At 70.1% G+C, this 12,529-nt stretch carries 15 protein-coding genes; 3 read left to right on the forward strand and 12 right to left on the reverse strand.

The features are described 5' to 3' along the window. Positions 1–19: 19 nt before the first annotated feature. The gene (locus AC1MFI_RS16735; RefSeq protein ID WP_479818333.1) at positions 20–1,279 is read left to right on the forward strand and encodes an MFS transporter; all 1,260 of its coding nucleotides are present in this window, start codon (positions 20–22) and stop codon (positions 1,277–1,279) included. On the opposite strand, the gene AC1MFI_RS16740 is transcribed toward AC1MFI_RS16735, so the two are convergent. From AC1MFI_RS16740 to infC, 4 genes are all read right to left on the reverse strand, one after another. Next, entirely contained in the window at positions 1,253–2,254 is a 1,002-nt protein-coding gene (locus AC1MFI_RS16740) for a TrmH family RNA methyltransferase (RefSeq protein WP_479818335.1), read from the reverse strand. The genes AC1MFI_RS16735 and AC1MFI_RS16740 overlap by 27 nt on opposite strands. A gap of 45 nt (positions 2,255–2,299) precedes the next feature. Then, positions 2,300–2,689 carry a 50S ribosomal protein L20 gene (gene rplT, locus AC1MFI_RS16745; protein WP_055772447.1) on the reverse strand — a complete coding sequence of 130 codons (390 nt, stop codon included), beginning with the start codon at positions 2,687–2,689 and terminating at the stop codon, positions 2,300–2,302. Between the two features lie 89 nt (positions 2,690–2,778). Next, positions 2,779–2,973 (reverse strand): 50S ribosomal protein L35, encoded by a 195-nt coding sequence (gene rpmI / locus AC1MFI_RS16750; RefSeq protein ID WP_087030491.1) that lies wholly within the window; start codon positions 2,971–2,973, stop codon positions 2,779–2,781. A 105-nt stretch (positions 2,974–3,078) separates the two neighbouring features. Beyond that, positions 3,079–4,185, reverse strand: coding sequence for a translation initiation factor IF-3 (gene infC, locus AC1MFI_RS16755; RefSeq protein ID WP_479818337.1), 1,107 nt, complete (start codon positions 4,183–4,185; stop codon positions 3,079–3,081). Positions 4,186–4,524: 339 nt separating this feature from the next. Between infC and AC1MFI_RS16760 the strand changes: the two genes are divergently transcribed. After that, positions 4,525–4,977, forward strand: coding sequence for a DUF1844 domain-containing protein (locus AC1MFI_RS16760; RefSeq protein ID WP_479818338.1), 453 nt, complete (start codon positions 4,525–4,527; stop codon positions 4,975–4,977). A gap of 162 nt (positions 4,978–5,139) precedes the next feature. Here the strand turns inward: AC1MFI_RS16760 and AC1MFI_RS16765 are convergent, their stop codons facing one another. The 8 genes from AC1MFI_RS16765 to AC1MFI_RS16800 form a co-directional block, all read right to left on the reverse strand. Next, positions 5,140–6,450, reverse strand: a complete 1,311-nt coding sequence (locus tag AC1MFI_RS16765) for an MFS transporter (RefSeq protein ID WP_479818340.1) — start codon at positions 6,448–6,450, stop codon at positions 5,140–5,142. A gap of 28 nt (positions 6,451–6,478) precedes the next feature. After that, the gene (locus tag AC1MFI_RS16770; protein WP_479818342.1) at positions 6,479–7,333 is read right to left on the reverse strand and encodes an SseB family protein; all 855 of its coding nucleotides are present in this window, start codon (positions 7,331–7,333) and stop codon (positions 6,479–6,481) included. After that, positions 7,330–8,088, reverse strand: a complete 759-nt coding sequence (gene priA, locus AC1MFI_RS16775; RefSeq protein ID WP_479818344.1) for a bifunctional 1-(5-phosphoribosyl)-5-((5-phosphoribosylamino)methylideneamino)imidazole-4-carboxamide isomerase/phosphoribosylanthranilate isomerase PriA — start codon at positions 8,086–8,088, stop codon at positions 7,330–7,332. Before priA ends, AC1MFI_RS16770 begins: the two co-directional genes overlap by 4 nt. 61 nt (positions 8,089–8,149) lie before the next feature. Further along, positions 8,150–8,308 (reverse strand): hypothetical protein, encoded by a 159-nt coding sequence (locus AC1MFI_RS16780; RefSeq protein WP_479818346.1) that lies wholly within the window; start codon positions 8,306–8,308, stop codon positions 8,150–8,152. A gap of 4 nt (positions 8,309–8,312) precedes the next feature. Continuing rightward, a complete protein-coding gene (gene hisH / locus AC1MFI_RS16785; protein WP_479818347.1) occupies positions 8,313–8,951 on the reverse strand; it encodes an imidazole glycerol phosphate synthase subunit HisH in 639 nt (212 codons plus the stop codon). After that, positions 8,948–9,565 carry an imidazoleglycerol-phosphate dehydratase HisB gene (hisB, locus tag AC1MFI_RS16790; RefSeq protein ID WP_479818349.1) on the reverse strand — a complete coding sequence of 206 codons (618 nt, stop codon included), beginning with the start codon at positions 9,563–9,565 and terminating at the stop codon, positions 8,948–8,950. The genes hisH and hisB overlap by 4 nt, the downstream gene beginning before the upstream one ends. Before the next feature lie 145 nt (positions 9,566–9,710). Beyond that, positions 9,711–10,805, reverse strand: a complete 1,095-nt coding sequence (locus AC1MFI_RS16795) for a histidinol-phosphate transaminase (protein ID WP_479818350.1) — start codon at positions 10,803–10,805, stop codon at positions 9,711–9,713. A 106-nt stretch (positions 10,806–10,911) separates the two neighbouring features. After that, a complete protein-coding gene (locus tag AC1MFI_RS16800; RefSeq protein WP_479818352.1) occupies positions 10,912–11,352 on the reverse strand; it encodes a LysM peptidoglycan-binding domain-containing protein in 441 nt (146 codons plus the stop codon). 381 nt (positions 11,353–11,733) lie between these two features. Between AC1MFI_RS16800 and lexA the strand changes: the two genes are divergently transcribed. Next, positions 11,734–12,447, forward strand: coding sequence for a transcriptional repressor LexA (gene lexA, locus AC1MFI_RS16805; RefSeq protein WP_479820932.1), 714 nt, complete (start codon positions 11,734–11,736; stop codon positions 12,445–12,447). Positions 12,448–12,529 lie beyond the last annotated feature (82 nt).

A 12,529-nucleotide genomic window follows, 5' to 3' on the forward strand; every position in this document is an offset into this window, starting at 1 on the left:
ATCCGCCGCAAGGACCTCCATGACCGCTTCCGCTCCCCCGTCAGCACCCCCGCTCCGCCTCGCCGGCCGCCGCCTCACGCTGGCCATCGGCGCCCTCGCGGTCGGTGGCTTCGCCATCGGGACCACGGAGTTCACCATCATGGGGCTCCTGGAGGAGATGCGGGCCGACCTCGGAGTGGACTACGAGCAGGGCGGACACGTCATCGCCGCCTATGCCCTCGGCGTCGTGGTCGGGGCCCCGGTCCTCGCGACGATCGGAGCGAGGAAGCCCCAGCGCACGATGGCCCTCGCCCTCATGCTGGTCATCACGCTGGCCAACCTCTCCTCCTTCTTCGCGTCGGGTTTCGGCTGGATGCTGGCCTCGCGGTTCCTGTCCGGAGTGCCGCACGGCGCCTACTTCGGCGTCGCCGCCGTTCTCGCCGCATCCCTGGCGGATCCCGCGAAGCGGGGCCGCGCCATCTCGATGGTGATGCTCGGGCTCAGCATCGCCAACGTGGTCGGGGTTCCCTTCGCCACGTGGCTGGGCCAGCAGCTAGGTTGGCGATCCATGTTCCTGCTCGTGGGGCTCATCGGGGCGGGGGCGCTGGTGCTGATCAGGGTGTTCGTCCCGTCGGTTCCGGTGCGGGCCGACGCGAGCGTCCGGGGCGAGCTCGGCGCGCTGCGCCGTCCGCAGCTGTGGATGACGCTGCTGATCGGGATCGTGGGGTTCGGTGGATTCTTCGCCGTCTACTCGTACATCTCGCCCGTCATGACCGAGGTCGCGGGCCTGGAAGCATCGTTGCTACCCCTGGTCGTCGCGCTGTACGGGGTGGGCATGGTGGTGGGGAATATCCTGGGCGGCCGGCTGGCCGACACATCCGTCATGGGCAGCATCTACGGCGTCATGGCGACGATCACGGCCGTCCTCCTGCTGTTCCCCCTGGCAGCGACGGTTCCATGGACCGCATGCCTCTTCGTGTTCCTGGTCGGCGCGAGCGGGTCGTCCCTCATTCCGCCCCTGCAGGCGCGGCTCCTGGACGTCTCACCCGGCGCACCGTCCCTGGCCTCCTCGATGAACCACTCGGCCCTGAACACCGCCAATGCGCTCGGCGCGGCCGTGGGAGGCGCCGTGATCACCGCGGGTTGGGGCTTCACGGCCCCCGCCCTCGTCGGAGCCGGGCTCGCCGTGCTCGGACTCGGTGTCGCCGTCGTCAGCGGCCGGATGGAGCGCCGCGCCGGGGCCGGCCAGGATCCCGCACCGGCCGGCGCGGAGTCAGCGGCGGCGCTGCGCGCGGGCTGACGCGTAGAGACACACCGTCGCGGCGGTTCCCACGTTGAGTGACTCGGCGCTGCCATAGATGGGGACGGCGACACGGGCGTCAGCGGCGTTCGTGACGTCCTCGGAAAGCCCCTGTGCCTCGTTGCCGAACAGCCAGGCGCTGGCGTCCTCCAGCCGGATGCCGTCCGTCGCCTCGGCATCCCCGTGCGCAGCAGGGCGCGCGGCGGACTCCGCGAGAGGATCCCCCGCGGGCGCGTCCCCGCTTCCCTGCCCGGTCCGCCCCGTGGAAGGCACCGCACCGAACCTCCGTGCCGCGCTGGCGTCCTGGAGATCGTCGAGGTTCGTGGTGCCGTAGCCGTCGGCCCCGAGGACCGTCATGCCCGCGTCCCGCAGGCGGCCCGGCAGTTCGTCGAGCTCGGCTCCGATCACGAGCGGAAGGTGGAACAACGAGCCCACCGTCGAGCGGACGGTCTTCGGGTTGTAGGGATCGACGCTGGCGCCGGTCAGGATGACGGCATCGGCTCCGGCAGAATCCGCGGCCCGGATGATCGTTCCCGCATTGCCCGGGTCCCGCACCTCGACCAGGACGGCGACGAGTCGCGGCCGCGCAGCGAGCACGTCCTCCAGCGACGTGTCGACGAAGGCGCAGACGGCCACGAAGCCCTGCGGCGTGACCGTCGACGACATAACCGCGAGTACCTCGGGGGTCACCTCCCGAACGCCCGGAGCCCCGGGCCGATCGAGGAGATCGGCGACGTCGGAGTGCCGTTCGAGCGCGTCCGCTGTCGCGTAGACATCGACGACGACCCCGTCCCTGCCGGCACCGCGTCGGTCGAGATGGAGGCGCAGCGCCTCCCGCACTGCTTGGGGGCCCTCCGCCAGGAACTCGCGGCGCCTCAAACGCGAAGGACGCCCGGCCAGGCGGGCCACCTCCTTCACCCGGTCTGCCTGGGTGTTGGTCATCAGTGGCGCCTGGGGGCGTCCGTTCACAGTCATCGTGTACCGGTGCGCGGACCAGCAGGTCCGCAGCAGCCGATGGGCCTAGGCCGAAGCCTTGAGCGGAGCCGAGGTGTCGGCCGGCAGGGCGTTCTTGGCGATCTGGACGAGCGCTGCGAAGGCTGCGCCGTCGGTCACGGCAAGGTCGGCGAGCATACGGCGGTCGACCTGGATCTCGGCGGCCTTGAGGCCCTGGATCAGGCGGTTGTAGGTCAGGCCATTGGCGCGGGACGCAGCGTTGATGCGCTGGATCCACAGGCGACGGAAGTCACCCTTGCGCTTGCGGCGGTCGCCGTAGCTGTAGACGAACGAGTGGAGCAGCTGCTCCTTCGCCTTGCGGTACAGGCGCGAACGCTGGCCGCGGTAGCCCTTGGCTCGCTCGAGGATGACCCGACGCTTCTTGTGGGCATTGACTGCCCGCTTCACACGTGCCACGTGCGTACTCCTTTTGTTCTTCTTCGGTCACGGCCGCAGCCGCAGCGCCGCACGATACGTGCGCGCTTTCCCGAGGGGTGGATTGGTGGTTAGATGCCCAGCATCTTCTTGATGGCCTTGGTGTCGGCCTTCGAGACGATCTGGTCGCTTGCGAGACGGCGCGTCACGGTCGAGGACTTGTGCTCGAGGTAGTGGCGGCGGTTGGCCTGCTGGCGCTTGAGCTTGCCGCTACCGGTCAGCTTGAAGCGCTTCTTGGCTCCGCTGTGGGTCTTCATCTTCGGCATGGGAACCGATCTCCTTTTGATAGCCGGGGCGGTTGCACCCGGAGGTCGGCACCCGAGGGTGCCTGCTGGTGTTCGAACGTGCCCGGGAAGGACAGGGCCGGAGCCCTAGTCCGTGCTTCCGGGCTGGGGACGGCTGGTCGGGCTCTTGGGCGCCGTCCTGCCGGCAGGCTTGGGGGTCGCCGACGGCTTCGGCGCTCCGGGCTTCGGCATGGCCGAAGGCTTGGCGGCGACGGCCGGCTTCGGGGCCGGTGCCGCTGCTGCCGGACGGGGAGCCGGTGCCGCTGCGGGCCGCGGTGCCTGTGCAGCTGCCGGTCGTGGCGGCTGGGCTGCCGTCGCAGGCCTCGGTGCCGAAGCAGCCGGAGCCTGGCGGGAAGCCGCTGGGCGCTCCGTGGCGGGTCGCGACGACGTCGACCGCGGGGCCGATGACGTGCGGGCCGGCGCGGCCTTCGGCTCGGCCTGGGCGGCCGGAGCCTGAGCCGCTGCGGTCTCCACAGCAGGCGCCTCCGTTGCCGGGGGCTCCTGCGTCGGAGCCTCCGTCGCGGGTGCCGCCTCGACGGGAGCCTCCGGCTCACTCGTGATCGAGTAGCCCTCGGGCAGCAGGTCCGCGAGGGACTGCGTCAGGGGCGCGGTGCCCGCACGGGAGGTATCGACACGCTTGACCTCACCGCCGGCCTTCACGGCTTCGTTGGCGGCCTTCGCCTCGGCCCGCTGGGTCTCCCGGCGCGCCTCAGCCTTGGCTTCGGCCTTGTTCTTCGTCGGACCGATGACCATGACCATGTTGCGGCCGTCGATGCGCGGCGAGGACTCGACGATACCGACCTCGGCGACGTCCTCCGCGAACTTCTGGAGCAGGCGGATGCCCATCTCGGGACGCTGCTGCTCGCGGCCGCGGAACTGGATCATGGCCTTGACCTTGTCGCCGGCACCGAGGAAGCGCATCGCGTGTCCGCGCTTCGTCTCGTAGTCGTGCGTGTCGATCTTGAGGCGGAACCGGATCTCCTTGAGGACCGTATTGGTCTGGTTCTTCCGCGCCTCGCGCGCCTTGACGGCCGCTTCGTACTTGTACTTACCAAAATCCATGAGCTTGGCGACCGGAGGCTTGGCCTGCGGTGCTACCTCGACAAGATCCAGGTCGGACTCGGCGGCAAGTCGGAGCGCGTCCTCGATACGGACGATTCCTACCTGTTCGCCGGCAGGTCCGACCAACCGCACCTCGGGAACGCGGATACGATCGTTGATTCTTGGCTCGCTAATGTGTGACTCCTGTGGATTCTCAAACCGGAACCGCGTGCGAACGAAAGAAGGCCTCCCATTGCATGCGCAATCGAAGGCCTCGTCAACCGGTTCCGGATGGTCGGCGGAAGCGGGAGCTTCCTGCGCGCTCATCAGCAGGACCGACCAGGTGACCCGGCTACCTGCAATGCGACCGTGGGTCGCACCAGGCAAACGCGGGTGGGAGAGGACTCCGCTTGCAGACCGATCGCTCCCGCACTGCCCTGGAGGGGCACAGCGAGTAACTCCGACCGGTTGGTCTATGCCAAGCTTACCAGTATGAACACCCCACACGACAATCCGCAGGACGCCTCCGACGAGGGAGCGACGACAGCCTCCCGACGCAGCTTCGCCGACGAGCAGGAACACGGCGCCGCGCCCTCCGACACGGCGGAGCAGGACGTCCGCCAGCAGATGCGCGATATCTCCGAGGTGGCCGCCGTGGAGGTCATCGTGACCTCCGCGGTGCACCTCATGAGTGCTGCCGCCGTCAAGTGCGGCCTGGGCCACGAGGAGAACGCCGAGCAGCTCAAGGACCTCGACGAGGCACGCAAGCTGATCACGGCCCTGGCCGGCTTCGTCACGGCAGCAGCACCGGAGATCGGCTCGCAGCACGCCGGGCCCCTGCGCGACGGGCTCCGCTCCCTGCAGCTCGCGTTCCGCGAAGCCTCGATCATCCCTGACCCCCCGGGGAAGGGTCCCGGCGAGAAGTACACGGGCCCGGTCAACTGATCCGACGACACCCGGCCCTTCGGTCGAAGGGCCGGGGACGAGCCGCACCGGCCGGTGCGGCTCGTTCGCGTTTCGGGGTGTTCGCCGGTTGCCCCGCCGTCCCCGATCGCCGCCGCGCGGCTCGACGGCACCGGGTCGGTGCGGCAGTTCGCCGGCAGCCGGTCAGTACGGCTGGTTCGCCACCCGGGCTGCCTCCGCCGTCGCGGGGCGCCTGCCGAGGTTCCGGGCGGCGAAGCCCGCCGCCCCGATGACGGATGAGACGACGGCCACCGCGGTGAAGCCGCCCCACGGACCGGTGGCGTCGATGAGGACGCCGGCAAGGGGTGCCCCCAGCGCGACACCCGAGGTCAGGGCGGATCCGTACCAGCCCATCGCCTCTCCCCGGCGATCCTCCGCGACGAGGTCGGCGACCTTCTCGGAAGCCGCGGAGAGCACGGGGGCGCACAGCAGGCCCGCGGGAATCGACAGGAGTGCCAGTGAGAGCGTGCTGTCGGCGAAGGCCATCGGCAACGTCAGCAGCGCCATGCCGAGCAGGAGGAGCGACGGCGGGACGGGCCGGTGGAGCGCGCCGTAGAGGAGGCCTCCCACCACGGACGCCGCACACCACGCCACGAACACGAGGCCGAGCTGTCCCTCGTTGCCGGCGTGCTCGAGCGCGGCGACGATGCCGACCTCCGAGCCCGACAGCACCAGCCCCGCTCCCGCCGCAATGATCATCACGATCACCAGCGGAACCGTCAGCCATGGGAAGGCGCGCCGCACTCCCCGTCGGAGCAGCGAGCTGCTCCGCCGCCCCTGCTGGCCTGCGTCATGGGCCCCGATGAGGTCCGCTGCGGCCTCGCCGATCCCGGCGGGCGCGGCGGCCGGGACCGTTCCGGCGTCGGGCAGTTGCTCCGAGCGCGTCGGAGGGTTGAACCACATCAGGAAGAGACCGGCGGAGGCCGTGGCGAGCCCCACGAGCGTCAGTCCGAGCACGGTGGAGACCTGCGTCGCCAGGACCACGCCGACAGCCGGCCCGGCCATGAAGACGACCTCCGTGGAGATCGCATCGAGCGTGAAGGCCGTGCGCCGCCGGTCGCCCTCGACGAGGACGCCGAGCGCCTGGCGGATGACGGAGAACGCCGGAAGCGTGAAGAGTCCACCGACCAGCGCGGCGACCAGCAGCCACTGATACGGAAGGTGCGGCGCCACGGACCAGATGGCCGCTTCCGCGACGATGGACGGGATGAGCGCACGGCGCAGTCCTGCGGTGTCGATCCGCCGCCCCCGCCAGGGCGCGCCGACGGCGATCCCGATGGTCACGACCGCGGCGACGGCGCCGGCCTCGGCGTAGCCGCGGTCCAGCGTCTGGACCACGTGCAGGGTCAGCAGGACCCCTGCCGCGGAGTGCGGGAAGCGGGCGATCATCCCGACGAGCAGGAGCATCCGGACGGACCTGATGCGCAGGAGGTCCCGGTATACGGCGAAGTTCACGGACTGTCCTTCTCCGCCGGCGGCTCCGTCAGCGGGTGAGTTTGATGTCGAGCGAATCGACGCGTTCCACGAATTCAGTGAGGTCCAGGAGCCTGGCACGCAAGGCGGACACGATGTCCCGCACGGCCTGCGGAGGAAGTCCCCCGCGGAGCTGGAGATCCATGCGCAGCTCGGGGCCCGGTCCCCCACCGAAGGCAATGCTACCGTCGGCAGCCCGAGTGAGGACTCCCGCACCGGGCCTCAGCAGCACACCCAGGATGTCCTCCTGCCCGCGTGCGACCGCGTCGATGAGCGCGGCCAGTTCCTGGTCCTCGTAGGACGGCGTCCAGCTCGCCTGTTGGGCGAGGGCCCAGACGGCAGGACGCCGGAGGACGAAGGTCACCTCCGCACCGGGGTCGAGGACCATGAGCTCTGCCTGCTCCGCCGCCGCGGCGAGGGCGGCCCGTGCTGCGTAGGCGGCGACGGGCCGGGCGTCCGGGTGCCAGTGTGCCAGCGCCTGCGTCGACGAGAACACCGGCAGCGCCTTCCGTCCGTCCGGCGCCGTGAGGGTGACGAGCGCCATGTCGGCCTCCTTGTCGGCCTGCAGGCCGGATGCCGCGTCCCCGCCCTGGCTGAGCTGCGCGACGATCGGGATGAACACCCGTGCCGTCGTCAGCGCCGCGAAGACGGCCCGTTCGTGCGGGCCCGGCTGGCCCGACGCGCCGAGGAGCCCCGCCACCGCCGCAGCGAGCCGCGCGTCGGCCGAGCCGTCGTCGTCGTCGAACGCGTGCAGCGGGTTGGCCGGACCGGTAAGGTCCCGGCCCGCCCATGGCCGGCCGGCGGAGTCGGTGGTGTTGCCCGCCAGCGCCGCTGCGATGTGCGCGGGCAGCTGCCTGGCGGTCACGCGTCCGCGGCGGGAAGTCCTGCCACATCCAGCGCCTGGGGCAGGGTGAAGGCTCCGGCATACAGGGCCTTGCCGACGATCGCGCCCTCGAGACCGCTCGGCACGAGTTCGCGGAGGGCTGCGATGTCGTCGAGGCTGGAGATGCCGCCCGAGGCGACGACGGGACGGGAGGTCCTGGCCAGGACCTCCCTGAGCAGCGCGAGGTTCGGGCCCTTGAGCGTGCCGTCCTTCGTCACGTCCGTGACGACGTAGCGCGCGCAGCCGGCGTCCTCGAGGCGCTGCAGCACTTCCCACAGGTCGCCGCCGTCCTCCGTCCACCCCCGTGCCGCGAGGGTGGTGCCGCGGACGTCGAGCCCGACGGCGACGGCGTCGCCGTACCGGGCGATGGCCAGCTCGGTCCATTCCGGATTCTCCAGCGCTGCCGTGCCGAGGTTCACCCTGGTTGCTCCGAGTTCGAGGGCAGCGTCCAGCGATGCGTCGTCGCGGATCCCCCCGGAGAGCTCGACCTTGATGTCGAGGTGCTTGACCACGCGCTCGAGCAGGTCCCTGTTGGAGCCCCGGCCGAATGCTGCATCAAGATCCACCAGGTGCACCCACTCCGCGCCGTCCTCCTGCCAGGCGAGGGCCGCGTCGAGCGGATCGCCGTAGCTGGTCTCGCTGCCCGCTTCCCCCTGCACGAGCCGGACGGCCTGTCCGTCGGCGACATCGACGGCGGGAAGGAGCTGGAGGGTGGGTGATTCGGAGAAGGGACTCATGGTCTGCTTTCTTGCGGGCGGCGGAGGCCGGGATGGCGGGGCGGTCGGGAGGGTGGTCCGGCTATCCGCCGGAGAACGTGAACAGGTACGCGGCGAAGAGCGACAGACCGGCCAGCACGAGGAAGGCGATCCACACCCAGCGCGGGACCTTCTGGCTGCGGAGCGAGAACGCCCCGCCGATCAGGAGGCCGGCGACGCCCATGAGGACGACACTCAGCATCGGCTCACCGGAGGCCCTCGATCCAGTTCCGCAGGAGCTGAGCTCCGGCATCGCCGGACTTCTCGGGGTGGAACTGCGTGGCGCTGAGGGGGCCGTTCTCCACCGCCGCGATGAACGGACCACCGTGATCGGACCAGGTGACCTGCGGGGGCTTCATCGCCGGTTGGGTGACATCGAAGGACCAGTCCTGGACGCCGTACGAGTGCACGAAGTAGAAGCGCTCGTCGCGGATCCCGTCGAAGAGCACCGTGTCCTCGGGCGGCTGGACGCTGTTCCAGCCCATGTGCGGCACGACCTCGGCCTTCAGCCGTTCGACCGTCCCCGGCCACTCGCCCATGCCCGGCGTGCGCACACCGTGCTCCACGCCCTCGTCGAACAGGACCTGCAGTCCGACGCAGATGCCCAGGACGGGACGACCGCCGGCCACGCGGCGTCCGATCATGCGGAGGGCGTCGACATCCTTGAGCCCCTTCATCACGGCGGCGAAGGCGCCGACGCCGGGCACGAGCAGGCCGTCGGCGTTCAGGACGTCAGCCGGCTTGGCGCTCAGCACCACCTCGGCGCCGACGTGTTCGAGCGCTCTCACCACGGAACGGACGTTGCCCGATCCGTAGTCCAGGACCGTGACGGTGCGCGGTGTCATAGTGCTCCCTTGGTGGACGGAATGCCGTCGACCCGCGGATCAGGCTCGACAGCGGCGCGCAGGGCCCGGGCAAGGGCCTTGAACTGGGCTTCGACGATGTGGTGCGGGTCCCGGCCCGCGATGACCGTGACGTGCAGGCAGATCTGGGCGTGCAGCGCCAGCGCCTCCAGCACGTGCCGGGTGAGGGATCCCGTGAAGTGGCCCCCGATGAGGTGGTACTCCTGCCCCGCGGGCTCGCCGCCGTGCACGAGGAACGGGCGCCCGGAGATGTCGACGACGGCGTTCGCGAGTGCCTCGTCCAGGGGAACCGTCGCCTCGCCGAAACGGCGGATGCCCGCCTTCGTTCCCAGCGCGAGGCGTAGCGCCTCGCCGATGGCGATGGCCGTGTCCTCGACGGTGTGGTGCACATCGATGTGTGTATCGCCCGAGGACCGGATGGTCAGGTCGATCAGCGAGTGCTTCGACAGCGCGGTGAGCATGTGGTCGTAGAACGGCACCGTGGTGTCGATCGAGGACACACCGGTTCCGTCGAGGTCGAGTTCCACGAGGACACTGGACTCGCTCGTGACGCGCTCGATGCGGGCCGTACGGCCGCGGGCGGCATCAACTGTCATTGCATTCCTTCTGTGCGCTGCCGGTCATCCGGGCGCGGTTCGACGTGGTGTCAGGCGGGCTGGAGGTGGTGCACGGCGCGGCGCCTCAGGCGTCGTGCGCTTCAATTCTAGGAGACGTTTCCAGAGGGCGGACCGTCCGCGGGAGCTAGAGCAGCTTCTCCAACGCGGAGAGGAACGCCGTCGTCTCCTCCTCTGTTCCCGCGGTCACCCGCAGGGAGCCCGGGATGCCGACGTCGCGGATGAGTACTCCCGCATCCAGCAGGCCCTCCCACACGCGGCGCGGATCCTCGAGTCCCGAGAAGAACACGAAGTTGGCGTCCGACGGCGCCGGTGAGAGGCCGAGGACCTCGAGTTCCCGCACGATGCGGTCCCGCTGCACCTTGATGGCCTCGACGTTCGAGAGCAGGGTGTCCGCGTGGGTCAGCGCTGCGTTGGCCGCCGCCTGGGTGATGGCGGAGAGGTGATACGGCAGGCGGACCAGCCGGAGGGCGTCCGTGACCTCCGGTGCGGCCGCAAGGTAGCCGATCCTCGCCCCGGCCAGGGCGAAGGCCTTGCTCATGGTGCGGGACACCAGCAGGCGGGGTCGGCCGGCCAGCAGCGTCAGGGCACTCGGCGTGTCCTTCTGCGCGAACTCTCCGTAGGCCTCGTCGACGATGATGATCGCGCGGGCGGCCTCTCCGGCCTCATAGGCGGCCTCGATGACATCGAGGCCGAGCGCCGTGCCGGTCGGGTTGTTGGGCGAGCAGAGGAACACCACGTTCGCGGCGGACTCGCGGACCGCACGGGCCGTTGCCCCGGGTGTCATGGCATAGGCTGCTCCCCGCTCCGCCGTGACATAGCGTGTTCCTGTTCCGCTGGCCAGCAGCGGGTACATGGAGTAGGTGGGCGGAAAGCCGATCGCCGTGCGCCCCGGCCCGCCGAAGGCCTGCAGGACCTGCTGCAACACTTCGTTCGAGCCATTCGCGGCCCACAGCTGATCCGCCGTCAGGCCGTGGCCGAGGTAGTCGGCGAGGTTCTTCCGCAGCTCGGTGAACTCGCGGTCCGGATAGCGGTTCAGGCCCTGGGTGGCAGCGGCAACCGCCTCGACGATGGCTGCGTGCACGTCGGCAGGAACGCCGTGCGTGTTCTCGTTCACGTTCAGCAGGATGGGCACATCCAGTTGCGGGGCACCATACGGGTGGAGCCCGACGAGGTCATCACGCAGGGGAAGGTTCGCAAGGGCGTCGACGGAGGATGGCACCCCTCCAGTTTAAGGGATGCGGACTTCAGCGGCTAATACCGGCGCCGGCCCCTGGCGGATCACGGGCCGAGCGGCGGATCGGCCCCGCGGCCGGCGCGCCTGTCGCCTAGCCCTCGGAGGGCACCGAGATACGCTGGCCGGCCTGGACGACGGAGGTGCCCAGGTTGTTGAGCTCGACCATCTCCGCCACGACGTCGCGCGGGTCCCGCTCCGGGGCGTACTGGACCGCGAGGTCCCACAGCGACTCCCCCGCGGCGATGTTCACCTCCAGCGTCTGCGAGGACGTCGGCGCGGACTCGCCCGCCTGCGCCTGCGATGTCAGGAATGCGCCGAGGAGGATCAGTGCTGCCACGCCCAGGGCGATCGGGAGACCGACCAGCAGCAGCCGGCCCCGCCGGGTGAGGGTCAGGGGGCGCTGGGTGCCCCGCTGCCCGTCGTCCGAAGGTACGGCGGCCTGCGGGAGGTCGCGGACGCTCCGAAGGTTCACCCTGGAACGGGCGGGCGTGAACGCCCGCAGCGCCGTGCTGCCGTGCAGTGCTTCAGCCATTGCGTATCCTCTTTCCCTTCGAACATCCGATGCGGGCCCGGGGCCTTTTTCGAACATACGTTCTATTTCGTGTCTGCCTATTTCTAGCACTGACGAACGACCGTTGTCGAGACTCGGTCGAACATATGTTTGATAACTGCCCCGGACTGTCCTAGCGTGAGCAGGAGAGTGCACCACCGGTGGAACCTGCTCCCAAGCGGCGGGCGAACCGTCGATGTACCCCAGACAACCACCCGCCACTGACATATCGGCTTCCGGCCCATCGGGAGCGGATCGGCGGACACGACGGGATCAGCGTCCCAGGCGAAAGGCACACCAGTGGCGGAACCAACCCCGGCAATCCGGCAGGAATCGAACACCGCCGCCGTTGCGGCCGATGCCGTGCCCATCTCTACGGGCCGCGGCCGTCCGCGCGGCCGTTCCGTGTCCAAAGGGCTGACCGCCCGCCAGCTGACGATCCTCGAGACGATCCAGCGCTCGATCGCCGACAAGGGGTATCCGCCCTCCATGCGTGAGATCGGTGACACCGTGGGGCTTGCGAGCCTGTCGAGCGTGACCCACCAGCTGTCGCAGCTCGAGCGGCTCGGATACCTTCGGCGCGATCCGAAGCGCCCCCGGGCCATGGAGGTACTGCTGCCGCTGACACTGGCCTCCGAGCAGTCCGCGGATACGCACGGTTCGTCGCCGGCCCGGAAGCCGGCGGAGCACCAGATCGCCGTCGACACCGCCCTGGTGCCGCTCGTGGGACGGATCGCCGCAGGCGGGCCCATCCTCGCGGACCAGGTCGTCGAGGACGTCATGCCCCTGCCACGGCAGCTCGTGGGCCACGGTGAGCTGTTCATGCTGAGGGTCTCGGGGGATTCCATGGTGGATGCCGCGATCTGCGACGGTGACTGGGTCGTCGTCCGCAAGCAGCAGAGTGCGCAGAACGGCGACATCGTGGCGGCGCTGCTCGATGACGAGGCGACCGTCAAGACCTTCCGGCAGCGCGACGGCCACACCTGGCTCCTGCCGCAGAACACCCGCTACGAGCCGATCCTCGGCGACCACGCCAGCATCATGGGCAAGGTCGTCTCGGTGATGCGCGCCCTGTAGCGCATACCGGTCCGACGGCCTGGCAGCCGATCCGGGCGACGGCCCTCTCGGCCGCGCCGCCCGGGGATCGCGACGCGCCCGG

It is taken from the genome of Arthrobacter sp. BC5 (assembly GCF_056680255.1).